Origin of the sequence: Amycolatopsis sp. DSM 110486, assembly GCF_019468465.1 — a bacterium.
In the GTDB taxonomy this organism is placed as follows: Bacteria; Actinomycetota; Actinomycetes; order Mycobacteriales; family Pseudonocardiaceae; genus Amycolatopsis.
In genome coordinates this window covers 732,626-757,462 of sequence record NZ_CP080519.1, presented here as the reverse complement: position 1 = coordinate 757,462, position 24,837 = coordinate 732,626, and the positions used below count along the sequence as shown (strand labels likewise).

Annotated in this window: 22 protein-coding genes; 16 read left to right on the top strand and 6 right to left on the bottom strand. The window is 71.7% G+C overall.

Annotated features, from left to right (window positions below):
* Positions 1–50: 50 nt before the first annotated feature.
* Positions 51–386 carry a hypothetical protein gene (locus tag K1T34_RS03725; protein WP_220242899.1) on the bottom strand — a complete coding sequence of 112 codons (336 nt, stop codon included), beginning with the start codon at positions 384–386 and terminating at the stop codon, positions 51–53.
* A 60-nt stretch (positions 387–446) separates the two neighbouring features.
* Here K1T34_RS03725 and K1T34_RS03720 point away from each other — a divergent pair, with 60 nt between their 5' ends.
* Positions 447–3,080, top strand: a complete 2,634-nt coding sequence (locus K1T34_RS03720; protein WP_220242898.1) for a valine--tRNA ligase — start codon at positions 447–449, stop codon at positions 3,078–3,080.
* A 55-nt stretch (positions 3,081–3,135) separates the two neighbouring features.
* Here the strand turns inward: K1T34_RS03720 and K1T34_RS03715 are convergent, their stop codons facing one another.
* The gene (locus K1T34_RS03715) at positions 3,136–4,020 is read right to left on the bottom strand and encodes a LysR family transcriptional regulator (RefSeq protein WP_220242897.1); all 885 of its coding nucleotides are present in this window, start codon (positions 4,018–4,020) and stop codon (positions 3,136–3,138) included.
* Between the two features lie 109 nt (positions 4,021–4,129).
* Here K1T34_RS03715 and K1T34_RS03710 point away from each other — a divergent pair, with 109 nt between their 5' ends.
* Both K1T34_RS03710 and K1T34_RS03705 read left to right on the top strand, forming a co-directional pair.
* Entirely contained in the window at positions 4,130–4,915 is a 786-nt protein-coding gene (locus tag K1T34_RS03710; protein WP_220242896.1) for an alpha/beta fold hydrolase, read from the top strand.
* An 11-nt stretch (positions 4,916–4,926) separates the two neighbouring features.
* The gene (locus K1T34_RS03705) at positions 4,927–5,736 is read left to right on the top strand and encodes an alpha/beta fold hydrolase (protein ID WP_220242895.1); all 810 of its coding nucleotides are present in this window, start codon (positions 4,927–4,929) and stop codon (positions 5,734–5,736) included.
* Positions 5,737–5,956: 220 nt separating this feature from the next.
* Here K1T34_RS03705 and K1T34_RS03700 read toward each other — a convergent pair whose 3' ends face one another.
* Both K1T34_RS03700 and K1T34_RS03695 read right to left on the bottom strand, forming a co-directional pair.
* A complete protein-coding gene (locus K1T34_RS03700) occupies positions 5,957–6,841 on the bottom strand; it encodes an SGNH/GDSL hydrolase family protein (RefSeq protein WP_220242894.1) in 885 nt (294 codons plus the stop codon).
* A 136-nt stretch (positions 6,842–6,977) separates the two neighbouring features.
* A complete protein-coding gene (locus tag K1T34_RS03695) occupies positions 6,978–7,595 on the bottom strand; it encodes a bifunctional 2-polyprenyl-6-hydroxyphenol methylase/3-demethylubiquinol 3-O-methyltransferase UbiG (protein WP_220242893.1) in 618 nt (205 codons plus the stop codon).
* Between the two features lie 74 nt (positions 7,596–7,669).
* Between K1T34_RS03695 and K1T34_RS03690 the strand changes: the two genes are divergently transcribed.
* The 13 genes from K1T34_RS03690 (at position 7,670) to K1T34_RS03630 (ending at position 22,152) form a co-directional block, all read left to right on the top strand.
* Positions 7,670–8,005: an NUDIX domain-containing protein gene (locus K1T34_RS03690; RefSeq protein ID WP_220246977.1), complete on the top strand. Its 336-nt coding sequence runs from the start codon at positions 7,670–7,672 to the stop codon at positions 8,003–8,005.
* 85 nt (positions 8,006–8,090) lie between these two features.
* The gene (locus tag K1T34_RS03685) at positions 8,091–9,743 is read left to right on the top strand and encodes a folylpolyglutamate synthase/dihydrofolate synthase family protein (RefSeq protein ID WP_220246976.1); all 1,653 of its coding nucleotides are present in this window, start codon (positions 8,091–8,093) and stop codon (positions 9,741–9,743) included.
* Positions 9,740–10,141, top strand: a complete 402-nt coding sequence (locus K1T34_RS03680) for a DUF4233 domain-containing protein (RefSeq protein WP_220242892.1) — start codon at positions 9,740–9,742, stop codon at positions 10,139–10,141. The genes K1T34_RS03685 and K1T34_RS03680 overlap by 4 nt, the downstream gene beginning before the upstream one ends.
* 50 nt (positions 10,142–10,191) lie before the next feature.
* A complete protein-coding gene (locus tag K1T34_RS54600) occupies positions 10,192–10,533 on the top strand; it encodes a barstar family protein (protein WP_220242891.1) in 342 nt (113 codons plus the stop codon).
* Positions 10,512–11,036 carry an SMI1/KNR4 family protein gene (locus K1T34_RS03670; RefSeq protein ID WP_255638283.1) on the top strand — a complete coding sequence of 175 codons (525 nt, stop codon included), beginning with the start codon at positions 10,512–10,514 and terminating at the stop codon, positions 11,034–11,036. Before K1T34_RS54600 ends, K1T34_RS03670 begins: the two co-directional genes overlap by 22 nt.
* A gap of 152 nt (positions 11,037–11,188) precedes the next feature.
* Positions 11,189–12,745, top strand: coding sequence for an alkaline phosphatase (locus tag K1T34_RS03665; RefSeq protein ID WP_220242890.1), 1,557 nt, complete (start codon positions 11,189–11,191; stop codon positions 12,743–12,745).
* 80 nt (positions 12,746–12,825) lie between these two features.
* On the top strand, positions 12,826–13,236 hold the full coding sequence (gene ndk, locus K1T34_RS03660) for a nucleoside-diphosphate kinase (protein WP_220242889.1): 411 nt from the start codon (positions 12,826–12,828) through the stop codon (positions 13,234–13,236).
* A 78-nt stretch (positions 13,237–13,314) separates the two neighbouring features.
* A complete protein-coding gene (locus tag K1T34_RS03655; RefSeq protein ID WP_220242888.1) occupies positions 13,315–14,031 on the top strand; it encodes a maleylpyruvate isomerase family mycothiol-dependent enzyme in 717 nt (238 codons plus the stop codon).
* Between the two features lie 129 nt (positions 14,032–14,160).
* On the top strand, positions 14,161–17,502 hold the full coding sequence (locus K1T34_RS03650) for a phosphodiester glycosidase family protein (RefSeq protein ID WP_220246974.1): 3,342 nt from the start codon (positions 14,161–14,163) through the stop codon (positions 17,500–17,502).
* A gap of 53 nt (positions 17,503–17,555) precedes the next feature.
* Positions 17,556–18,497 (top strand): ABC transporter ATP-binding protein, encoded by a 942-nt coding sequence (locus K1T34_RS03645; RefSeq protein WP_220242887.1) that lies wholly within the window; start codon positions 17,556–17,558, stop codon positions 18,495–18,497.
* Positions 18,497–19,300: an ABC transporter permease gene (locus K1T34_RS03640; protein ID WP_220242886.1), complete on the top strand. Its 804-nt coding sequence runs from the start codon at positions 18,497–18,499 to the stop codon at positions 19,298–19,300. Before K1T34_RS03645 ends, K1T34_RS03640 begins: the two co-directional genes overlap by 1 nt.
* On the top strand, positions 19,300–20,136 hold the full coding sequence (locus K1T34_RS03635) for an ABC transporter permease (RefSeq protein ID WP_220242885.1): 837 nt from the start codon (positions 19,300–19,302) through the stop codon (positions 20,134–20,136). The genes K1T34_RS03640 and K1T34_RS03635 overlap by 1 nt, the downstream gene beginning before the upstream one ends.
* 84 nt (positions 20,137–20,220) lie before the next feature.
* The gene (locus K1T34_RS03630; RefSeq protein ID WP_220242884.1) at positions 20,221–22,152 is read left to right on the top strand and encodes a hypothetical protein; all 1,932 of its coding nucleotides are present in this window, start codon (positions 20,221–20,223) and stop codon (positions 22,150–22,152) included.
* A gap of 54 nt (positions 22,153–22,206) precedes the next feature.
* Here K1T34_RS03630 and K1T34_RS03625 read toward each other — a convergent pair whose 3' ends face one another.
* Together K1T34_RS03625 and K1T34_RS03620 are read right to left on the bottom strand one after the other, a co-directional pair.
* On the bottom strand, positions 22,207–23,169 hold the full coding sequence (locus K1T34_RS03625) for a LuxR C-terminal-related transcriptional regulator (RefSeq protein ID WP_220242883.1): 963 nt from the start codon (positions 23,167–23,169) through the stop codon (positions 22,207–22,209).
* Between the two features lie 62 nt (positions 23,170–23,231).
* Positions 23,232–24,674: a S8 family serine peptidase gene (locus K1T34_RS03620; RefSeq protein ID WP_220242882.1), complete on the bottom strand. Its 1,443-nt coding sequence runs from the start codon at positions 24,672–24,674 to the stop codon at positions 23,232–23,234.
* Positions 24,675–24,837 lie beyond the last annotated feature (163 nt).

The window sequence follows — 24,837 nt, the reverse complement described above, 5'->3', positions numbered from 1 at the left end:
CGCCGCTGGTGCGGCCCTCGCTCGGGGGCGCGGCCTCGGGGCCCGCCTGGTCAGGCCGGTGGTGTGCCCGTGAACGCGGAGGTACCGAGGCTCACCGCGAACCAGAACTCGTTGACGCCGTGGCCCTGGAGCTGGTGGACGATCACGGCGGCCGCCAGGAGCAGGACGAGGCCGCCGACCGCGAGGACACCTGGCCAGCGGCTGGGAGTGCGCGCGCCGTAGCCGTAGCCCGCGGTGACGCCGGAGCGGCGTTCGCGCTTGCGGCGCTTCTTCATCTCCTTCTTGGCACCCAGCCAAGCGTCGAGCTCGGCGTGCTTGCGCCAGTTCGGATCGACGAGGTCCGGGTGCGTCTCCATCCGGTCGTCCGGATCTTCCGGTCGCGTCATCCGTGCACCGCCTTTCCCCCTGAGCAACCCCGCCGGAGCGGGTTCGTAGACTTGTCCATTGTGACCGAGAACGCTCCGCAGCAGAAAACCGACCTTCCGGGTGCCTGGGACCCGGCCGCCGAAGAAGCACCCATGTACGACCGCTGGGTAGCGGCCGGGTACTTCACGGCCGACGCTTCGTCGGAGAAGCCGCCGTTCTCGATCGTACTGCCGCCGCCGAACGTCACCGGCAGCCTGCACATGGGCCACGCGCTCAACCACACCCTGATGGACGCGATGAGCCGCCGCCGTCGCATGCAGGGCTACGAGGTGCTGTGGCTGCCGGGCATGGACCACGCGGGGATCGCGACGCAGAACGTGGTCGAGCGCCAGCTCGCGGGCGAGGGCCTTTCGCGCCACGACCTGGGCCGCGAGAAGTTCGTCGAGCGCGTCTGGGAGTGGAAGGCCGAGTACGGCGGCAAGATCCTCGGCCAGATGAAGCGCCTCGGCGACGGTGTCGACTGGTCGCGCGAGCGCTTCACCATGGACGAGAACCTGTCGCAGGCCGTGCAGACGGTGTTCAAGAACTTCTTCGACGCCGGGCTCATCTACCGCGCCGAGCGCATCATCAACTGGTGCCCGCGGTGCCAGACGGCGCTGTCGGACATCGAGGTGGACCACAGCGACGACGACGGCGAGCTCGTGTCGATCCGCTACGGCGAAGGCGACAACGCCATCGTGGTGGCCACGACCCGCGCCGAGACGATGCTGGGCGACACCGCCGTGGCCGTGCACCCGGACGACGAGCGCTACGCGCACCTGGTGGGAACCGAGGTCGAGCTGCCGCTGACCGGCCGCAAGATCCCGATCATCGCCGACAAGCACGTGGACCCGGAGTTCGGGACCGGTGCCGTGAAGGTGACCCCGGCGCACGACCCGAACGACTTCGAGATCGGCCGCCGGCACGACCTGCCGATGCTCACGATCATGAACGAGCGCGCCGAGATCACCGCGCGGGGCCCGTTCGAGGGGCTCGACCGGTTCGAGGCGCGGCCCGCGATCGTGGCGGCGCTGCGGGAGCAGGGCCGGATCGTGGCGGAGAAGCGGCCGTACGTGCACGCCGTCGGCCACTGCTCGCGCTGCGACACCGTGGTGGAGCCGCGGCTTTCGCTGCAGTGGTGGGTGAAGGTCGAGGAGCTGGCGCGTGCGGCGGGTGACGCGGTGCGCGACGGCCGCACGAAGATCCACCCGGCGGAGCTGGAGAAGCGCTACTTCGACTGGGTCGACAACATGCACGACTGGACGATCTCGCGCCAGCTGTGGTGGGGCCACCGGATCCCGGTCTGGTACGGCCCCGACGACCAGGTCGTGTGCGTGGGCCCGGACGAGCAGCCGCCCTCGGGCGAGGGCTGGACGCAGGACCCGGACGTGCTGGACACGTGGTTCTCGTCGGGCCTGTGGCCGATGTCGACCATGGGCTGGCCGGCGCAGACTGATGATTTGGCGAAGTTCTATCCGACCAGCGTGCTGTCGACCGGCTACGACATCCTGTTCTTCTGGGTCGTGCGGATGATGATGTTCGGCGTGCAGGAGATGGACGGCGTGCAGCCGTTCGACCACGTGTACCTGCACGGCCTGATCCGCGACGCGCAGGGCAAGAAGATGTCGAAATCGCGTGGGAACGTGATCGACCCGCTCGAGTGGATGGACGCCTACGGGGCCGACGCCACCCGCTTCACCCTCGCGCGCGGCGCGAACCCGGGCGCGGACATGGCGCTGGCCGACGAGTGGGCCGCGGGCTCGCGCAACTTCTGCACGAAGCTGTGGAACGCCAGCAAGTTCGCGATGATGAACGGGGCTTCGGTCTCGGCTCCGTTGCCCGCCGCGGCGGAGCTGACCGAGGCCGACCGCTGGATCCTCGGCCGCCTCGGCGCGCTGGTGTCCGAAGTGGACGGCCTGTTCGAGGACTTCCAGTTCGCCAAGGTCGCGGGCGCGCTGTACCAGTTCACGTGGAACGAGCTGTGCGACTGGTACCTGGAGCTCGCGAAGGTCCAGCTGTACCAAGGCGATGACGCGCGCGTTTCGGCAACGCGCTCGGTGCTCGGGCACGTGCTGGACACGGTGCTGCGTCTGCTGCACCCGTTCATCCCCTTCATCACCGAGAAGCTGTGGATCGCGCTGACCGGCGGTGAGTCGCTGGTGATCGCCTCCTGGCCCACCGCGCCGGAGGGCTACGCCGACGCGGTGGCGGACGCCCGGATCGCCGACGTGCAGAAGCTCGTCACCGAGATCCGCCGCTTCCGCGCCGACCAGGGCCTCAAGCCGGGCCAGAAGGTCGCCACCCGGCTGTCCGGCGCGGGCTTCGACGCGGTCTCCGGCCACGACGACGCGATCCGCTCGCTGGTGCGCCTGACGCCGGTTTCCGCGGAGTTCTCGGCGAGCGCGTCCCTGGAGGTCGCCCTCGCAGGGGGCGTGGCCGTGGTGGAGCTCGACCTGTCCGGCACCATCGACGTCGCCGCGGAGCGCAAGCGTCTGCAGAAGGACCTGGGCGTGGCGCAGAAGGAGCTCGCGCAGACCGAGGGCAAGCTGGGCAACGAGTCGTTCATCGCCAAGGCGCCCGAGCAGGTCATCGAGAAGATCAAGACTCGCCGGGCCACGGCCGCGGCGGACATCGAGCGCATCGAGTCGCGGTTGGCGGCGTTGCCGGCTTCGTGAGGTTTGGCTTGACGGTGGCGTCCGGTGCTTCTCGCACCGGGCGCCACTTTGCGTTTCAGCCGAGTTCGCGGCCCGCCTCGATGAGCGCCAGCACTTCCGGCCGCAGCCGGCGGTCGGCTGAGGTGGCGAGGTAGGTGGGCATCACCGGGGTCGGGTTGCGCAGAGAGCGGAAGGCGACGCCCGGTACGGGCAGCAGGTTGGCGTGGGCGCGGTAGAAGACCGTCCACTGGGGACGGCCAAGGCCGAGCGTGCCGAGGGTGTCCTGGGCGTTCGTGAACTCCTTGCCCAGCACCGGTTCGAAGCCGGCCTCGCGGCAGGACGCGAGCACCAGGTCGTGGAGCGGCCGGTTGCGTTCGGGGGAGCTCAGGCGCAGGGGCAACGGTGCGAGGTCGGCGAAGTCGACGGTGTCGCGTGAAGCCAGCGGGTGCGTGGCGGGAAGCGCGACGAGCACCTCGTCCGTCCACAAGGGAGTCAGGTCGAGGCGGTCGGCGGGCCAGTCGCCGCGGAGGAAGGCGGCGTCGAGGGCGCCCTCGCGGACTTGCCGGAGGCGGGCGGGGGTGGGGGCGTGCACGAGCTCCAGCCGGGCGTCCGGGGCGAGGCGCGTGAACGCGGAGAGGAAGCCGTCGAGACGGTCGCCGAGGCCGTCGCTGGTGCCCAGCCGCACGAGGCGGGCGCGTTCGGCGCGGAAATCGGCCACGGCGTCCGCCGCGCGCTCGGCGGCGGCGAGCACGGCCCGCGCGTGCGGCAGGAACCGCTCGCCTGCCTCGGTCAACGAGACGGTGCGAGTGGTCCGCTCGAACAGCTCCGTGCCGAGTGAGCGCTCCAGCCTTCGCACCTGCTGGCTCACCGCCGGCTGCACGATGTGGAGGCGCTCGGCCGCGCGCCCGAAGTGCAGCTCCTCGGCCACGACCACGAAGTACCTCAGCTGACGCAGCTCCATCCCCGGCCCCATTCATCAGCGTTCGTGATGAGTCTACGAGCGGACTGGTCGTTGGTCGCCGCGCGCCGTCGCGGTTGGCTCGAAGGCGAACGGAAGAGAGGAAGATCCGATGGCATTCGTCGAGGTCCGGGGCACGCGGCTCTACTACGAGGACGAGGGCGACGGCCCGGCCGTACTCCTGCTGCACGGCTGGGGCACGAGCGGCCGCGTCTGGCAGTCGCAGCTGCCCGACCTGATCCGCGACCACCGCGTGGTCACGCTCGACTGGCGCGGGTGCGGGCGCTCCGACCGGCCTGCGGCCGGCAACACGATCGCCGGCAACGTGGCCGACCTCGTCGAGGTGATCACCGGGCTCGGGCTGGAAAAACCCGCTGTGGTGGGTTCGTCGATGGGCGCGGTGTTCGGCACCGAGCTCGCGCTGGCGCGGCCGGACCTCGTCGGTGGTGTCGTCGCGGTGGACGGCCCGGGGTACTGGCCGTCGGAGGGTATGCGCGACACGGTCCACGAGGTCACCGCGGCGCTGCTGGCCGACCGGCCCGGCCTCGTCGCGAGCTGGGTGCCGAACTGGTGCGCGCCCGGAGCGAGCGCGGCGCTGGTGGACTGGACGATCCGCCAGATCGTCGACTCCGCCGGCTACATCGACCCGCTCATCGGCGAGTCGGCGACGTGGGACCCGCGCCCGCGGCTGCCGGAGCTGAGCGTGCCGATCGCGTATGTCCACGGCGAGCTCGACCTCCAGATCCCGCTGGCAGTGGCGCGCACCTGCGCCGCGCTCACACCCGCCGCGACCGTGCACGTGGTCGCCGGCTGCGGGCACCTGCCGCACCAGGAGGACCCCGTCGCGTTCACCGCGGTGCTGCGCGACGTGCTCGCGGGCCTGCGCGTGGCGGTGTGACCGTGGTTCCCGTGACCCTCACCGGCGGAACCGCCGAGGTCCACTACGCCGTGACCGGCTCCGGTCCCGGGCTGCTGCTGCTGCACGGCACGGCGGCGTCGCACGAACAGTGGGCGCCGGTGGTCGAGCTCGCGCGCGAGTCGTTCACGGTCGTCGCGCCCGATTTCTCCGGCTCCGGCGGCACCGTCGACCACGGTGGCCCAATCGCGATCGCCGATCTCGCGGCCGAAGCGCTGGCCGCGGCGGACGTCGCCGGCCTCACCACGTTCCACGTCGCAGGCCATTCGCTCGGCGCGGTGGTGGCGGCGCACCTGGCGGGCACGCACCCGGCGCGCGTGCGTTCCGCCGTGCTTCACGCCGCGTGGCCGAAGACCGACACGCGGCAGGACGCCGAGTTCCGCTACTGGCTCGAGCTGCTCGACCACGGCGCCGAGGTGTTCGCGCGGATTCTGCCACTGATGGCGTTCGGGCCCGGCTACTGGGCCACGACCACGGCCGACGCCAACGACGAACTGGTGGCGCAGCTGGTGATCCAGCCCGGGACGGCGCGGCAGATCGAGGCAGACCGCGGCGTCGACCTCCAGCCGGTGCTGGGCTCGATCACGGCGCCGACGTTGGTGCTCTCCAGCGCGTACGACCGGTTGATCGAGGCGGCGCAGCAGCAGGAGCTGCTGGCCGCGATCCCGCACGCGAACCACGTCGAGCTGCCGGCCGGGCATGGTGCGCCGGGTGAGCTGCCGGGGGAGTTCGCGAAGGTGCTCCTGGACTTCGTGCGTCACGCCGAGGAGGTCCAGGCCGAGGCGGGCCGGGCCGGCACTTGACTGGGGGTGGGTGCCGGCCCGGTCCTGGCTGCGCCGGTCGTCGTCAGCGCGGGTCTCGCCTGCCGATTTTCATCTCAGTTGGTGTCGTTCGGCAAGCGAATAACCTGAGTTGACACTCCGGTGTGACGGCTGCGAGACTCTGCGATGCCGAGGGAGGGGCGTCCGCGAGCGACGGGGGCCGGCGGGTGACCGCCGCCCCCGCTCGTTCTCGGTCAGGGAGTCAGCCGACGAGCTGCCGGTGGATGATCCCGGCGAGGCCCGCCATGCCTTCGGGCAGCGGGTGGTAGGCGGCGGCGGTGAACAGCAGGGTGTCCTGGCCGTTGATCCAGGCCGCGCCATCGGGCGCGCAGGCGTCGTGGCCGGCCGACGGCGTGAACGTGTCCACATAGGACGCGTTGCCGTCGGCTTCGACGGCGTTCTCGATCGCAGTGTCGAGGGCTTCCTCCACACTGGACAGCCAGGCGTAGTCACCGTCGGCGAAGGGCAGCACGCTCGGGCAGTAGCCCGACGCGGGTGCGATGCGCGGGTACCCGATCGCGAGCACCTTCGCGTGCGGCGACCGCGCGTGGATGCCGGCCAGCACCGCCTGGATGCTCTGCTGCGTGTTCTTCAACGCAGCCTTGATGGAATGCACGCCGCCGGCCGTGAAGTGGCGCTCGCACGGGTTGCCGCTCGGGTCGGTCGAACGCAGCGCCGGGCACGTGCCGATCAGCGTGCCGAAGACGCCGGAGTCGTTGCCGCCGATGCCGAGCGTCACGAGGTCGGTGTCCAGGCGCAGCGCGGAAAACTGCGGCGCGTTCACGCCCAGCGGCACGCTTTGGGTGGCCGTCATGTTCGACGTGTCCGCGCCCGAACAGCTGACGTCGGTGTAGGTGCCCACACGCAGCGCGGACGCCAGGATCGCCGGGTAGTTCGACGAACTTCTCGCGCACCCCAGCGGATCCAGCCGCTGTGTGGGGATCAGCGGCCCGGCGGTATACGAGTCGCCCAGCGCGACGTAATGCCGGAAATGCTCCTGCCGAGGCGCGGCGTCAGCGCTGGCGGTGACTGTCGTGACGGCTGTTGCGGCCGCCAGCGCGGCGAACACGAGCCGGGTGGTACGCATGCGAAGGCCCCGTTTCTCCGAACCGAATTCACGGACTCTCCTCACGTTTAGCCAGCTCTTCGCGGGTTGCCTGCCGCCGTTCGGGTGGACGCCCCGCGGATTCACCCGCCAGTGGTGTGACGCGGCGGGAATCGGTTCAGGCCAACGGTTTCCGGTAGGTCAGGAGGTGCCGCCAGAACGGGAGCCGCCGGATCGTGCTGCCGGGGAGGCGTTGCCGGGCTTGGTGCCTGAGCTGGTTCATGGTCGGGAACGTCATTTCCACGGGTGCGTTCGGCGTCGGGTCCGGGCCGCCGTTCAGCCATTCTCCGACCGCGACGACCAGCCGCGCGGCCACGTTGACCGGCGCGAAGGCGAGCTCGACGGCGTAGTCGGCGGGGGTGCTCGGGCGGGCGAGTCCGAGGACCGCGAGGACTCCGCCGGGCTGCAGGGCGTCGCGGAGCTTCGTGACGGTGTCGAACGGCATGTGGTGGAGGGAGGCGATGCAGGAGATGAAGCCGTAGGCGTCCTGTTCGAGGTCGTCGTTCGCGATGTCGCCTTTCCTCGCGTTGACCCGTCCGGGCCCTGGCGACCCCAGCGCGGCGGCGATCCGCACCATCTCCTCGGACACGTCCACGGCGTCCACGTCGAGCCCTCGCGCCGCCAGCCGCCGCGCGAACCGCCCCTGTCCGCACCCGACGTCCAACGCCCTTTTCGCCTCTGGCGGCACGAGGCTCAGCAGCAGGGGGTGGTAGCGGTGGTTGTGGTTGAACGGCATGTTCCGACCTAACCAGCAACGCCGCCCGCCGGGGTGCTGAACGCCGGTACGCGCGCTCCCTCAACCGCAAACGGATCGCCGCCGGCACGCTGATCCGCGACGACGCCGATCGGGTGCTCGTTGTCGAGCCGTCCTACAAGGACCACTGGGAGATCCCGGGCGGCGCGTGCGAGGCCGGCGAGACGCCGTGGCGCACCGGTCCGCCTGCTCCCGATCGACGAAGCCGCCGCGCGGGTGAATCCGGGGCTGGGGCGTCGGCTGCGGGTGGCGCTGGCCGCCGCGCGGGCCGGTGCGTCGGTCGTGTTCTGCGAGGGCGGGCGGCCCGTCGCGAGCTGACCCCGCCGACGGCCGAAACCCGCAGGTCACCACTACCGACACGGGCCCGACGCCCGGCAACTCACCGCACGTAGACTCGTCTGGTCAGGTGAAGCCCGTCGTCGAGGGAGCGTTTGCGTGCCGCGTGGTGAGGCGGACGGCCAGGGGCCGTTCGAGGAGATCGACGAGGCCGGCCAGGGTCGGCCCGATCTCGCGGACCCGGACAGTTTCGCCGGGGTCGACGAGCTGGGGGCCCGGGCGCACGACGAGTCCGACGACACCGACCCCGACCTGGACGCGCCGGACGCCGCGTACACCGTCGGCGGTGGTTCGCGCGGCGGGATCGGCGGCATCGGGCAGCTGGGCGACAACCTGGCGACCGGGCCGGTGCCGGACCTCCTCGGTGCCGAAGACGCGGAGCTGCACGAGCTCGACGACCAGGGTATCGACGAACCGGCCCAGAACCCCAACGGTCCCCAGGCCCGCCGTGAGCTCATGGCCGTCGAGGCGGAGTTGAACCAGCGCTGGCCCGAGACGAAGATCGAGCCGAGCCTCGCGCGGATCCAGGCGCTGGTCACGTTGCTGGGCGAGCCGAACCGCGGCTACCCCGTGCTGCACGTCGCCGGGACCAACGGCAAGGGCTCGGTCAGCCGCATGATCGACGCGCTGCTCACCCGCATGGGCCTGCGCGTCGGGCGGTACACGAGCCCGCACCTGCAGCTCGTCACGGAGCGCATAGCGCTCGACGGGCACCCGATCTCGGCCGCGCACTACGTGGACCTGTTCCGCGACGTCGCGCCGTACGTGAACATGGTCGACGCCGCGAGCGAGGACGGCGTGGCGATGAGCAAGTTCGAGGTGCTCACCGGCATGGCGTTCGCCGCGTTCTCCGACGCGCCCGTGGAGGCCGCCGTGATCGAGGCGGGCATGGGCGGCGCGTGGGACGCCACGAACGTCGCCGACGCCGACGTCGCCGTGATCACCCCCATCGGCCTCGACCACACCGAGTACCTCGGCCCGACGGCCGTCGACGCGGCGCGAGAGAAGGCCGGGATCATCAAGCCCGGCTCCGTCGCCGTGATCGCCGAGCAGGACCCCGACGTGCTCAACTTGCTGCTCAAGCGCGCGGTCGACGTCGACGCCGCGGTGGCGCGCGCGGGCAGCGAGTTCGGCGTGCTCGAGCGCGAGGTCGCCGTGGGCGGGCAGATGCTGAAACTGCAGGGCCTCGGCGGCGTGTACGACGAGATCTTCCTGCCCCTGCACGGCGCCCACCAGGCGGCCAACGCCGCGCTCGCGCTCGCGTCCGTCGAGGCGTTCTTCGGTGCGGGCAAGGAGCGTCAGCTCGTGCTCGAAGCCGTGCGCGAGGCCTTCGCCGAGGTCGAGAACCCGGGCCGGCTGGAGCGCGTGCGCGCCGCCCCGACCGTGCTGCTCGACGCGGCGCACAACCCCATGGGCGCCCAGGCGCTGGCCACCACCGTCACCGACGAGTTCGCGTTCCGCCGCCTGGTCGCGGTCGTCGCGGTGATGGCGGACAAGGACGCGCGCGGCATCCTCGACGCGCTCGAGCCCGTGGTGTCGGACATCGTGGTCACGCGCAACTCGGCCCCGCGGTCGATGGAGCTGGAAGACCTCAACGAGCTCGCCATCTCCATCTTCGGCGAGGACCGCGTGCTCGCCGAGCCCGACCTGGAGACGGCCGTCGAGACGGCCATCGGTCTCGTCGAGCAGTCCGACGACCCGGAGGAACCCCTCGCCGGCGGCGGTGTGCTCGTCACCGGCTCCGTCGTCACCGCGGGCGAGGCCCGCACCCTGTTCGGGAAGGAACCGGTATGAGCGAGACGCCCCCGCCTCCTCCCAAGGACCCGATGAAGGGCTTCCGCGGCGTCCTCTCGGGCACGCTGATCATGGAAGCCATCACGGTCGCCCTCGCCCTGCCCGTCGTCAACAAACTCGGCGGCGGCATCACCTCGGCGACGGGCTGGACGGTCATCGGTATCGCCGTGGCGCTGCTCGTGTTGTGCGGCCTGCTCAAGCACGTCTGGGCGGTGCCCGTGGTGCTGGTGTTGCAGGTCGCGCTGATCGCGATGGCGTTCGTGTTGCCGGCGATCGCGATCATCGGGGTGCTGTTCTTGGCCGCGTTCGTGTGGTTCTTGTACCTGCGCCGCGAGGTGGCCCGCCGGATGGCGGCGGGGACGTTGCCGAGTCAGCAGCAGTCTTCGCCGAAGCGTTGACGCTCGGCTAAAGCCCGCGTTTCGAGTCCAGCCACTCTGCGTCATTCCACATGACCCACTACGGCAAGAACCTGGACGCCCTCAACGACTGCCTGAGTGACGTCGCCGCCGGGGACTACGGCCCCGCCCTCGGGGCGACCGGCTTTGTGCTCGGCCTGCGGCACTACGACAAGTTCGGCGCCGCGCAGGATGGCACAGCGCATGCCGTGCTGGACATCTTTCAGTCGGGAAATTCCAGCGCCGCAGCGATGTCCCGGTGGAGGTCCGCGTGTACCCGGACGCCGCTGATCGCTGACCGGTCCATCGCCGACGTCGCAGGTGCTCGGCGAGCATGGCTCGTGACAAGAGGGTCCGGTCGTAGGGTGGGGGCGTGGCCGAGTCCGACGATGTGATGCCCGAAATGCTGGTGGAGGCTCATCGCGAGCCCTTCGACTACCGGGGTGGCTTGGGCGTGGACTTCGAGCCGTACCCGCAGTTCCAGAGCGAAGCCGAAACAGCCGAGTGGTGGCAGGCGTGGACCGGGAACCCGGCTGTTGACGGCGCCGAGTTCCGGGTGTTCGGACAGGACGGCGCCGGTGGGCTGGCTGCGTTCTGGCTCGTGCGTGGTGGCAGGCCGGTTGTGCAGCAGCCGGTGGTGTTCCTCGGGTCCGAAGAGGAGACCGGAGTCGTCGCCGGTGATGTGGATGGATATCTGTGGCTGCTTGCAGGTGGCTTCGGGCCGTATGAAGCGATGTTGTACCCGCACCACGAGCATGAGCCGCAGGTTGATGCCCGCCTTACGCAGACCGCGGAGCGCTGGGCGCCGTCCGGGAGACAGACCGCGTCCGAGGTGATCACCAGTGCTCGAGAAGAGTTCCCGACCTTCGGCGAGATTGTGCGGTCGCAGTTGCGATGAAGTCGCGGGATGGACAGCGGGTGAGTTATCGGCAAGCTCTCCTCGCGAAGTAGCCCGGCCCTCGTCGGGACACGCCACAGCGCTGACCCAGTTCACCACCGCGTCGTCAGGAGTTGTCCGGAGAGCCGTCGGAACCGGATAGAACGTCCGGCATGACCGAATCGACCCACTCCCGCCGCACCCTGTTCAAGGCCGGTTTCGCCGCGTCGGCCGTTGTCGGCGGGGCGTTGCTCCTGCCCGAGAGCGTGTCCGCCGCGCCGCTGGTGCGCCGCGCGCGCCCGGTGCTCACGCACGGCGTCGCGTCCGGCGACGTCACCACTGGTTCCGGCATCATCTGGTCGCGGGCCGACCGGCCGGCGCGGCTGATCGCCGAGATCGCGCGCGACGAATCCTTCCGGCACGCTCGCAGAGTCACCGGGGACATCACCACGCCCGACACCGGCGGCACCGGCAAGGTGCGCGTCGCCGGGCTACAGCCCGGGACCGAGTACCACTACCGCGTCACGGCCGTGGACCTCGACGGCCGCACCTCCAGCGAGCCCGTCGCCGGCCGGTTCTCGACGGCGCCCGTCGGCCGCCACGACACGCGCATCCTGTGGAGCGGCGACGTCGCGGGCCAGAACTACGGCATCAACCCCGCGTTCGGCGGCATGACCATCTTCTCCGCCATGGCCGACCGCCGCCCCGACCTGTTCCTGCACAGCGGCGACACGGTCTACGCCGACGGGCCGCTCACCGAGACCGTCACACTGCCCGGCGACGGCGGCACCTGGCACAACATCGTCACGCCGGAGAAGGCAAAGGTCGCCGAGACCCTCGACGAGTACCGCGGCCAGCACTCCTACAACCGCCTCGACAAGAACTTCCTGCGCTTCGCCGCGCAGGTCCCCAGCTACGTCCAGTGGGACGACCACGAGGTGCTCAACAACTGGTATCCCGGCGAAGTCCTCAACGACCGCCCCGAATACACCGAGAAGCGCCTCGACGTCCTGGCCCCGCGCGCGTACCAGGCCTTTCACGAGTGGCACCCCATCGACAGCCGCCGGGCCGTCGACGGGCGGGTGTACCGCAGCTTCCGCTACGGCAGCCGCGTCGAGGTGTTCGTGCTCGACATGCGCACCTACCGCAACGCCAACACCGCGGACCAGACCAAGCCCGGCTACATCCTCGGCGACAAGCAGGCTCGCTGGCTCGCCGACGCGCTGGACCGCAGCACCGCGACGTGGAAGATCGTGCAGGCGGACATGCCGATCGGCCTCGTGGTCCCGGACGGCACGGCCATCGAGGCCGTCGCCAACAACCGGCCGGGCGCGCCCGGTGGTCGTGAGACGGAGCTGGCCTGGGTGCTGCGCGAGATCTCGCGTCGGCGCGTGCGCAACGTCGTGTGGCTGACCGCCGACGTCCACTACTCCGCCGCGCACCACTACTCGCCCGACCGTGCGGCCTTCAAGTACTTCGACCCGTTCTGGGAGTTCGTGTCCGGGCCGCTCAACGCCGGCGCGTTCGGGCCCAGCGCCCTCGACCCGACCTTCGGCCCGGAAGCGGTGTTCGTCCACGCGCCGACGACGCAGAACTCCTCGCCCGCGCAAGGGTTCCAGCACTTCGGCGAGCTGAACGTCGACGGCGGCAGCGGCGACCTGCGCGTCGACCTGCGCGACGCGGAAGGCAAGTCCCTGTGGTCCAAGACCCTGCACCCGCAGGGCCGCTGACCCCGCCGAAACCGGCCGCACGCGCGGATCGGCTAGGCTCGCGCCCGATAACACGAATCCGCACAAGGAGAAACACCGTCGTGACTGAACGCACGCTGGTCCTCGTCAAGCCCGATGGCGTCGCGCGCGGCCTCGTCGGCGAGGTCGTCTCGCGCATCGAGCGCAAGGGCCTGAAGCTGGCCGCCCTCGAGCTGCGCACCGTCGAGCGCTCGCTGGCCGAGGAGCACTACGCCGAGCACAAGGAACGTTCGTTCTTCGGCGACCTGCTGGAGTTCATCACGTCGGGTCCGCTCGTCGCGATCGCCGTGGAGGGGCCGCGCGCCATCGCCGCGTTCCGCCAGCTGGCCGGCGGTACCGACCCGGTCGAGAAGGCCACGCCGGGCACCCTGCGCGGCGACTTCGCGCTGGAGACCCAGTTCAACCTGGTGCACGGCTCCGACTCCCCGGAGTCGGCCGAGCGTGAGCTGAAGTTGTGGTTCCCGGACCTGTGAGCCGGGCTTGAAAGCCGGGGTGGGGCCGAGTGGCTCCGCCCCGGCTTTTCCCGTTTCCGCCAACACTTTCGAGGTGTCATGACTCTGTCCGCCGAGGACTATCTGGCGAGCCTGCGCGCGCTCACGGCCGAGTTCGCCGAGGCCGCGACCTCCGGTGAAGTGAGCGCGCCGGTGCCGGACTGCGCCGGCTGGACACGCGCCGACCTCGTGACCCACCTCGGCGGCATCCACCGCTGGGCGGCGGAGATCGTGCGCACCGGCGAGCCGCAGAAACTGTCCGCCGCGGACGAACCCGGCGACCTCGCCGCGTGGTACGCCGAGAGCGCCGCGATGCTGCTCACCGCCCTCGAAGCGGCCGACCCCGCCGAGAAGTGCTGGCACTTCGGCGGCACCCCGAAGACCAAGACGTTCTGGTTCCGCCGCCAGCTGCACGAGACGGCCGTGCACCTGATCGACCTCCACGGCTGCGCGGGCACCACACCGGTCCTCGACCCCGTCGTGGCCGCCGATGGCGTCGACGAGGTGCTCACCGCACTCCTGTCGCGCGTCACCCGCTGGCACGCCGTGCCGCCGCTGCCCGAGCCGATCACGCTGAGGGCCACCGACACCGGGCACGAGTGGACGGTCGTGCCGGGGGAGCCGCCCGCGGTGGGCGAAGGCGAGGCCGCCGCCACCGTCGAGGCGAGCGCGCAGGAGCTGCTGACGCTGCTGTGGAAGCGCGGCGAGGTCACGCCGCGCGTCACGGGCGACGAGGAGCTGGCGCGCGCCTTCCTGAAAGCGCCGCTGACCCCCTGACCGGAACCGCCCGTTCTGAGCCATTCAGGCGGCGTTCACCCTGAATCCTTCCGCCGGCCGGGCTGCTCCACTTTGCTGGGCGAAGTCACTCACTCGATACTGGGGTACCTGGTGAAGAAGTCACGCTCCGTGCTGCTTTGCGCCCTTTGCGCACTGTTCGCCACCGCCGTCACCGCGCCTGCCTACGGCGATCCGCTCGCCGCGCCACTCGGCACGCGGCCGGTTGAAGGCGCGCCCGCGGCGTCCTCGGCCCGCGAAGCGCCGGTCACGGCCGCGGCGACGACCGACGACGGCCTCGAGACCAGCAGCGCCACCTCGGCCATCGCGCCCGGCCTGCAGCTCACGCAGTTCGACCGCTTCGACCCGGCCGGCTGGATCCGCGGTGACACACTGAGCGTCGACCTCACCAGCAAGGTCCTCACGCCCACGTACCTGAGCCCTGGCACGGTTTCCGCGCGCGCGCCGCTGTCACAGCAGGTGGCGCGCACCGGCGCGGTGGCCGGCGTCAACGGCGACTTCTTCGACATCAACGCCACCGGCGCGCCCGAGGGCGTCGGCGTTTCCGACGGGCAGCTGCAGACCGCGCCGGCCGCAGGGCACAACACCACCGCCGCGATCACCGACGAGGGCCGCGCGAAGCTGGCCGACGTCTTCCTCGAAGCGTCGGTGCAGCTGCCGGACGGGCGCAGCGTGCCCGCCACGAACTTCAACAGCCCCGTGCTGGGCAAGGACGCGCTCGGCGTCTACACGCCGCTGTGGGGTGCTTCGGCGCGCGCGACTTCGGTGGCCGGCGCCGCGCGGGTGGCCGAAGTCGAGGTGCGCGACGGCGTGGTCACGCAGGTGCGTACACAGCCGGCCGACGGGCCGATTCCCGCGGGCAGCACGCTGCTGCTGGGCCGGGAAACAGGCGCGGACACGCTTTCCGCGCTGAAGGCCGGCGACCGCGTCGGCGTCTCGTACGCGCCGCGCTCGGACGCCGGGAAGATCGCCGTGGCCGTCGGCGGCAACGAAGCGTTGCTGAAGGACGGCCAGCTGCAGCCGGTCGACGACACCACGCTCGCCCCGCGCACCGGCGTCGGCTTTTCCGCCGACGGCAAGCACCTGTGGCTCATGACGGTCGACGGCCGGCAGGCCGACAGCCGCGGCATGACCGAGGCCGAGCTGGGCCGGCGCCTCAAGGCCCTGGGTGCCGACGACGCCATCAACCTCGACGGCGGCGGCTCCTCCACGCTGCTCGCGCGCGGTGAGGGTGAGGCCGCGCCGAGCGTGCGCAACGCCCCGTCGGACGGCGCGGAACGGCTGGTGCCCAACGGGATCGGCATCAAGACCGGGCCCGGCAGCGGCCGGCTGACCGGCTTCGCGCCGGCTCCCGCGCAGAACACGAAGAACGCCACCCGAGTCCTTTCCGGACTGTCGCGCGTGCTCGTCGCCGACGGCCACGACGAGACCGGCGCGGCCGTCGCGGCGCACCCGCGGTGGAACACGTCGGACGCGGGCCGCGCCACCGTGACGGACAACGTGCTCACCGCCCACGCCGACCGGCAGCATCCGGAAGCGCGCGAAGACATCTCCGTGGTCGCCCGCGACGGCAAGGTTTCCGGCAAGACGACCGTGTCGGTGCTCGGCACACCGGTGCGGCTGGGCACGAGCACCGCACAGGTCGCGCTGTCCGGTGCGGGCGCGCACAGCTCGTTCCAGGTCTACGGCTACGACGCCGACGGCTACGGCACCTGGGTGGAACCGCGCGACGTGCAGCTCGACTACGACCCCGCCGTGGTGGACGTGAAGCCCGCCGCCGACGGGTTCGAGGTCACTGCGAAGGCCGCTTCGGGCGCCTCGGCGATCACGGTGCACGCGGGCGGGCTGACCGAGCACCTGGCCGCTTCGGTGGGCACCGAGCCGCAGGTGGCGTCTCCTTTGGACGGTCCCGCCGGCTGGAGTGCCAGCGTGTACCCGGCTGTGGTCGGAGCCGCGTTGTCGCCGGCCGAAGGACGTGACGGCGGGCAGGGCCTCGCGCTCGACTATCGCCTCACCGGCACCACGGCCACGCGCGCCGCGTACGTGACCGCCGCGACGCCGTTGCGCGTGCCGGCCGGGTCGCAGAAGATCGGCCTGTGGGTCGACGGCGACGGCAAGGGCGCCTGGCTGCGCGCGGAACTGCGCGACGCGGCCAACGTGGCGTCCATTGTGGACCTCTCGCTCAGCGTCGACTGGACGGGCTGGAAGTACGTCACCGCCGCCGTGCCGGCCGGGCTGCCGGACGGCCAGCGCCTCACGCGCTTCTACGCCGTGGAGAACGTGCCGGACCAGCAGTACGAGGGCCACCTCGTGTTCGACGACCTCACCTTCGAGGTCGCGCCGTCCACGTCCGTGCCCGCCGATCCGGCCGAGCACGACCCCGCCCTGGTCACCGACGGCACGCTCGGCACCGGCGGCCTGCGGATCGCGGTGCTCAGCGACGCGCAGTTCACCGCCGACGCGCCCGACGGCCCGCTGGTGATGCAGGCGCGCCGCGCGATGCGTGAGGCCGTGGCCGCGAAACCGGACCTCGTGCTGATCAACGGCGACCTCGTCGACCGCGGCACCGCACCCGACTTCGTGCTGGCGCGCAAGGTGATCACCGAGGAGCTCGACAGCAAGGTGCCGTGGTACTACGTGCCCGGCAACCACGAAGCCGAGGGCGGCAACGGGCTCGCCAACTTCGAGGCCGTGTTCGGCGTGACCCACCAGGTCGTGGACGTGCACGGCATCCGGCTCGTGCTCATGGACTCCTCGCGCGGCTCGCTGCGCGCCGGCGGGTTCGACCAGGTGCGGATGCTGCGCGACGCGCTCGACGGCGCCGCCTGCGACCGGTCGATCCGCGGCGTCGTCGTCGCGATGCACCACCCGGTGAAGGACCCGAGCCCCACGGGCAACTCGCAGCTGGGCGACCGCAAGGAAGCCGACCTGCTGCAGACGTGGCTCACGGGTTTCGAGCAGTCCTCGGGCAAGCAGGCGGCCGCGATCGCGTCGCACGCCGGCGTGTTCAGCCTGTCGCGCACGGACGGCGTGCCGTACCTGGTCAACGGCAACTCGGGCAAGACGCCCGCGGCCGCGCCGGGTGGCGGCGGGTTCGTCGGCTGGACGCTGGTGCGCGTCGACCCGTCGGCGAAGGACCAGCCGGTGCGCTTCGAGACTCGGCCGAACGTCGACGCGCTGACGCTGTCGGGTCCCGCTTCGCTGCGGAGGGGCGTGAAGGCGCAGCTGACCGCGACGCTCACGCAGGCCGGCCGGGCCGTGCCGGTCGCGTACCCGGTGAGCGCGGACTGGAGCGGCTTCTTCGCGCACGTCGGCGCGGGGCGTCCGGCCCCGTGGGACGTGGTGTCCTACGACACGGCGAGCGGCGTGCTGACCGCGTTGCACCCGGGTGTCGCGCGGATTTCCGTGACGGTGAACGGCGTTTCGCGGGATCTGACGGTCACCGTCCGCTGACCGATCGGTAAACCGGTCGAAAACTGTCGGTGCCCACGCCTAGTGTCGCATGCGTGGCAGAGGCAACGGCGGAACCGGCACTGGTGCAGGCGAAGGCACTGGTGAAGCGGTTCGGTGAGTTCGAAGCGGTGCGCGGCATCGACGTCGAGGTGCGGCCGGGGGAGGCGTTCGGCTTCCTCGGGCCCAACGGCGCCGGGAAGTCGTCGACGATGCGGATGATCGCGTGCGTGTCGCCGCGCACCGACGGTGACCTGCGCGTGCTGGGCATGGACCCGGACGTCGACGGGCCGCGCATCCGCGCGCGCCTGGGCGTGGTGCCGCAGGAGGACAACCTCGACGTCGAGCTCACCGTGCGGCAGAACCTGCAGCTCTACGGCCGGTATTTCGGCCTCTCACGGGCGCACGTGCGGGCCAAGGCCGAGGAGCTGATGGAGTTCGCGCAGCTGAGCGACCGGGCGGAGCAACCCGTCGACTCGCTCTCCGGCGGCATGAAGCGACGGCTGACGATCGCGCGCTCGCTCGTGAACGACCCGGAGCTGCTGCTGCTCGACGAACCGACCACTGGCCTCGACCCGCAGGCACGGCACCTGCTGTGGGATCGCCTGTTCCGGCTCAAGGCGCGCGGCACCACGCTCATCGTCACGACGCATTACATGGATGAAGCCGAACAGCTCTGCGACAGGCTCGTCGTCATGGACGGCGGCCGGATCGCCGCCGAGGGCTCGCCGGCGGAGCTGATCGCGCGCTACTCCACCCGAGAGGTCGTGGAGCTGCGCTTCGCGCCGGGCGAACAGCAGACCGCGGCTTCGGCGGTCGAGGATCTGGCCGAGCGCGTCGAGGTCCTGCCCGACCGCGTGCTGCTGTACACGATGACGGGCGAGGCCACGCTCGAGCGCGCCCACGAACGCGGCCTGCGCCCGGTGTCCAGCCTGGTACGGCGCAGTTCGCTGGAGGACGTCTTCCTGCGGTTGACCGGCCGGACGTTGGTGGATTGATGACGGTGTCTTCGACCGGCCGCGTCGTCGGTCCTTGGCGCGGCGCGTGGCTGCGCGTCGAGGGCCACTGGATGTGGTACCGGCGCCACTGGGTGAGCACGTTGTACTCCACGGGCCTGCAACCGGTGCTCTTCCTGGCCGCCATGGGCCTCGGCTTCGGCTCCCAGGTGCAGGCGGGCCCGGCGACGGGCGGCGTGTCGTACCTCGTGTACGTCGCCCCGGCGTTGCTCGTGGCGGGCGCGGCCCAGCTCGGCGTCGGCGACTCGACGTACCCGGTGCTGTCGGGCTTCAAGTGGCAGAAGGACTACTTGGCGGTCACGGCGACGCCCGTGTCCGCCGGCCAGCTCGTCGGCGCGCACTTCATCTGGGCCGCGCTGAAAATCACCCTCGCGGGCGCGATCTACGCGGTGATCGCCGTGTTCTTCGGCGCGTGGCAGAACTTCGGCGCGGTCCTGGTGGTCCTCGTCGGCACGCTCACCGGCCTCGCCTGCGCAGCCCCGATGACAGCGCTCGCCGCGAAGACGTTCGACGAGGGCCAGCGCTTCGGGCTGCTGTTCCGCTTCGTGGTGATGCCGATGACGTTGTTCTCGGGCACGTTCTTCCCGATCACCCAGATCCCGCTGTACCTGCGGTGGCTCGCGTGGCTGTCGCCGCTGTGGCACGGCACGCAGCTCGCACGGGCCGGCACGCTCGGCGGCGTCGGCGGGCTCGCGGTGCTCGGGCACGTGGCGTACCTGGTGGCTCTCGTCGTGGTGGGCTGGGCGCTGGCCCACCGCTGGTTCTACCGCCGGCTGGTGGCGTGATGACCGACCTCCGTGCACCCGAGATCCCGCGGCGCCGCGGGCTGCTCATCCGCGTGCTGCCGCCCGGCATGTACAGCGGGCGCGCCGGCGCGTTGATCGAGCGGGCGGTCACCGTCTACGGGCGGTCGTGGACGATCCTGCTGTCCGGCGCGCTGGAGCCGTTGTTCTACCTGCTCGCGTTCCAGGTCGGGTTCGGCAAACTGGTCCAGACCGTGCCGGGGCCCGACGGGCGGCCGATGAGCTACGTCGCGTTCGTGGCGCCTGCGCTGCTGGCGTCGTCGGCGATGAACGGGGCCGTGTTCGAGAGCACGTACAACCTGTTCTTCAAGCTGCGCTACGCGAAGACGTACGACGCCATGCTCGCCACGCCCATCGGCCCGCTCGACGTCGCGCTGGGGGAGATCGGCTGGGCCATGCTGCGCGGCGGGCTGTACTCGGTGGCGTTCATGGCCGTCACGGGCGCGATGGGACTGCTCACGTCGTGGTGGGCGCTGCTGCTCCTGCCGGTGGCGCTACTGGTGTCGTTCGCGTTCTCGGCCATCAGCATCACGCTCGTGAGCTACCTGAAGTCGACGTCGCAGTTCGACTACATCCAGCTCGTGCTGATGCCGATGTTCCTGTTCTCCACCACGTTCTTCCCGATCACGGTCTACCCCGAGGCACTGCAGTGGGTGGTCCGCTGTTTCCCGCTGTACCACGGCATCGAGCTCATGCGCGGCCTCGCCACGGGCTTCTTCTCGTGGAGCATGGCGGGCAACCTCGCCTACCTGCTGGTGCTCGCGGCGATCGGCGTGTGGGGGTCGACGCGGCGGATCGCGAAGCTCCTGCTGACCTGATCGGGGTGTCCAAAGTGCGACCTGTCGTATTTCGGCCACGGCGAAGATCGTGACGGCGCGCCCGGACTGCCCCAGGCTGACCGGATGCACGGAAGACCCCTGAAGCTGGCCGCGCTCACCGCCGGCTTGTCCCTCGCCCTGGCCGTCCCCGCCTTGGCCGAGCCCGCCCACACGCAGCCGTGGCAGCTCGTCGGCCCGAACAGCGCCGGCGGCCACCTCGCGTTCACGCCCGACGCCCCGGCGCGGCTGTACGTGCTGCCCGACAGCGGCCGCGCCGTCTACCGCACCGACGACCACGGCGACACCTGGACCACGCCAGGTCCGTTGGGCGCCAACGGCACCGCGATCGCGGCTGACCCGCGCGAAGGGTCCGTCGTCTACGTCGCGGCCACCGACCCGGCCACGGGCACCGGCGAGGTGCTGCGCAGCGATGACGCGGCGCGCACGTTCCGCTCCGTCGCCACGAGTCCGGGCCTGCTCGCGTCCGTGGTGGTCTCGCCTTCGGGCGAGGACGTGTTCGCGGCGGGCGACGACGGCGTGCTCACCAGCACCGACCACGGCCGCCACTGGGCGAAGCTCCCGGGCGCGCCGGCGGGCGTCACCGACCTCGCCCTCGACGGCGACCACCTGTTCCTGTCCACCAGCAGCGAAATCCACGTCGTCGACGACGCGCTGAGCCACCCGCGCGCACCGCGCAAGCTCTCGGTGCCCGGCTCGTCGTACCTCGCGAACCTGGCCGCGGCGGACGGCATTGTCGTCGGCTCGGGTGTGCTCGGCAGCGGCGTGCTCTCCACCGACGGCGGCCGGACCTTCCGCACGCTGACCGGTCCGTGGGGCGCCGACGACGCGACGGCGTTCACCGGGCTGACCTCCGCCGGGGAGCTCGAGGTCCAGTCCATCGCCTCGCCGCAGCCCGACGGCAGCGCCGGCGCCCGCGATGTCTGGGTCAGCCGCGACCGCGGCCGCACGTGGACCGACCACCCGGCCGCGACCGGTGCGATCGACCTCTACTCCGAGATCGGCAGCTTCCCCGACCGCCCGCACGAGCAGGTCGTGGCAGCGGCCGCGGGGATCTTCAGCACGCGGGACTCGGTGACGTTCCGGCGCATCGGCGTGCCCGACACCGAGGTCAACGCGCTCGCGAGCGTCGGCCCGGCACTCGTCGCGGCCACGCGCAGTGGCACCTACCGCTCGACGGCGCCGTTCGCGGCGCACCTCCCGCGCGGCTACCAGGACTGGGGCTGGACCGGCCAGGCCCCGGACACCTTGGGCAACTCCATCGGCGCGCTCGCGACGGTGTCGGCCAAGGCCGTGCTGCGCGTGCGCCAGGGCTACTGCGAGGTCGACTGCTTCACCGTCGAACACTCCGGCGACGGCGGCACCACCTGGCAGCAGTTCGCGACCGTGCCGGGCAACTCCCGCGCGCTCGCCGTCGACCCGCGCGACCCGAACACGGTCTACGCGGGCAGCTACCTCACGCCCGCCGTCTACACGAGCCACGACGGCGGCCGCACGCTGACGCAGCACGCGCTCGCCGGCCTCGACGGCGTGCAGTCGATCGCCGTCGACCCGCGCTCCCGCGGCGCCGTGTGGATCGGCGACGTCACCGGCCTCTACCGCAGCACCGACGGCGGCGCCACCGCGCAGAAGCTCTTCGACGGCGAGGTCGCCCACGTGACCGTCGACCCGCGCGACGCCCGCCACGTCGTGGTCACCGGGGTCGGCTTCGTCAAGGTCAGCACCGACGGCGGCGCCACCTTCCGCCCTGCGGTCGGCCTCGGCACGGCCGGCTACTCCGACGCCGCCTTCACCCGCGACGGCACTCTCTACGTGTCCTCCGCCGACAAGTACGAACCCGGCGCCGGCGTCCTCCTCAGCCACGACGGCGGTCGCCACTTCACCAAGCTGCCCACCCAACCGGCCGACCGCGACGTCCGCACCCTCCTGCCCTCCGCCGACGGCCACTGGCTGCTGGCCGGCACGGGCGCGGGCGTCTACCGCCTGCCCTTGCACTGATCCGCGGGGCCGGGTGTCCGCGGTGGACACCCGGCCCTGGTCCTCAGTGGACAGTCAGCCGTCCAGCCACCCGAGTTTCGCGACCTGCCACGCCAGCTGCATCCGGCTCTGCGCGTCCGCCCGCTGCATCAGGTCCTGCAACCGCCGCTGAACCGTCCGGTGGCTCACCCCGAGGTGCTTCGCTATCGACTTGTCGCTCACGCCGCCGACGAGGAGAGACAGCATCCGGCGCTCGTCGGGCGACAACTGCGCGTCGGCGGGGACGCCGTCGATGCGAAGGGGAGACGCGCGTTCCCAGTAGCTCTCGAACAGCGCCACCAGCGCGGTCACCAGGCTGCTGCCCAGCACGAGCGCGGCGGTCGGCTCGCCGGTGGCCTCGTCGTCGGCGAGCGGGCACAGCGCGAGCGCCCGGTCGGCCACGGCGAGGCGCACGGGCAGCTTCGCGATCGTGCGCGCCCGTTCGCCCAGGCGGATGCCCTCGGCCAGGCCCGCGATCGCGCCCGGTTCTTCGAGCAGCGCGGTCTCATACAGCACCCGGAAGCGCACGCCGCGGGCCAGGGCGCGGAACTCCTCGTCGTTGTCGGCTGCCGGCATGGCGATCGGTGCCTCGCGGCAGAACCACAGCACCTCCTCGCGCGCGTCGCGCTGGAGGCTCAGTGCCTGCTGCCGGATCGCCTCCGCGCCGGTGACGACCTCGACCAGCCGTGACGAATCGCGCCGCCGCGCGCTGTCGCGGTACTGCTCGGCCAGCTCCGTGACGGCGGCGCGGGCGTGGTCGAGCTCCGACTGGCCGTGGCGCAGCAACGGTCCGAGCGAGACGTCGGGCGGCGCCGGCACGTAGTGCTCGCCGGTGCGGCTCACGAGCCGTTTGGCCACGAGCGAGCCGAGTACCCGCTCGGCCTCGGCCACGGCGAGCCCCAGCCGCGTGGCCACCTCGCCGGCCGCGGCGCGGTAGCCGCCCACGAGCATGCGGAACACCCGCTCCTCGTCGGCGGTCAGGCCGAGCGCTTCGAGCACCGCACCTCCTCGCGCACGTCAGCGGAACCGCGTCCGGACATCCAACCCGGGGCACCGACGGCCTATCTCGCGGGGTTCGGCGGGCCCGTCTCCGGCGGGGTCACGGCGGCGAGCGCGTCGACGAGGCCGTGGCCGTAGAAGCCGTTGTAGCTGTCGTAGCCGGCGCAGTAGGCGTCCTGGGTGCCGTCGCCGGTGAGGTCGTAGTCGTCGGGGCACGGCATGGGCGTGGCCGCCGTCTCCAGGGAGCGGCGCAGGTCCGCGGCCGACATGCCGGGGTGCGCCGACTTGAGCAGCGCCAGCACGCCGGCGACGTGGGGGGCGGCCATCGACGTGCCGCACAGCGGCGCGTAGCCCCCGGGCACGGTCGACACCACGCAGCGCCCGGCCTCGCCGCCGGGCGCGGTGACATCCACCACACCGAGGCCGTACGAGCTGTAACCGGCCTTCACTCGGTCCGCCCCCACGGCCGACACCGCCACCACGTCACGCAGGCCCGCCGGCAGCGCTTCGCATTTCGCGGCCCCGGCCGTCGGCACGCCCGAGTGGGCCGACGGTGTCAGGTCCACGGCCTCATTGGTCGCCGCCGCGACGTTCAGCGTCCCGGCCGACGTGGCGTACTCCACCGCGCGCGCCAGCACCTCGTGGACGACGCCACGGTCGTTGCCGCGCACGCACGAGAGGGACCACGGGTTCACGAACCAGCTGCTGTTGGTCACGGGCAGGTGGTGCGCCGCCGACCACATCAGCCCGCACACCGCGGCCTCGGGATCGGCGTAGCCGCGGTCGTCGATCACCTTCACCGAGGCGATCCGCACACCGGGAGCGACGCCCGTCACGCCCTTGCCGTCGTCGGCCGCGGCGATGATGCCGGCCACGTGCGTGCCGTGCACCGAAGTCGTGGGTTGCCAGGCCGCCGGCCGCGGATCGGGGACGCCGGTGAGGCAGCCCGCGGAGTCGGCCGGGTCGATCGCGGCGGCGAGATCGGGGTGGCTCGGGTCGACGCCGGAGTCGAGCACGCCGACCACCACGTCGCGGCTGCCTTCGCTCACCTGGTGCGCGAAGGTCGCGCCGATCATCTTCATGTCCCACTGCTCACCCGACAGGTCGGCCGTGGACACCTGCGCGGGGTCGCTCAGGTGCAGCTCAGCCCGCGCGGGCTGCGGCGGCACCGTGTCGCCGCTCGCGCGCTGCGCCGCCAGCCGGGTGTCTTGCGCACTGAACGCCCGGTCGAGCCCGATATTCGACCCGAAGTCCGGATCATCCGAAGTGACGATGCCGACGGCGATCTGCGGGTAGTACCCGGACGGGTGACCGCAGGCGGCTTCCACCTGCTCGCGTGCGGAGTCTTCGGAGGTGCCCCGGTCGAAGGCGACGACGTAGCGCAAGGTTCGCCCGGACGGGTGGCAGCTCGGCTCGTCCGCGCTCGCCGGGCCGGCGGCGAGGCACCCGCAGAGCACCGCGACGAGGCACACGGCCGCGCGCAGCGGCCGCGCCAGCAGGGACACCGGACCTCCTACCGGATGCAGGAAACGCCGGGCACCCGCGCGCACGCGTGCCCGAGCCGCACGGTAACCAGGCTCGGGCGGCGGGACAAGCGGAACGGCCAAGTTCGCACCGCCACGGGCCGCGCAGGGCACCGACTACACCGGGTGCACCCCCGGGTGTGGG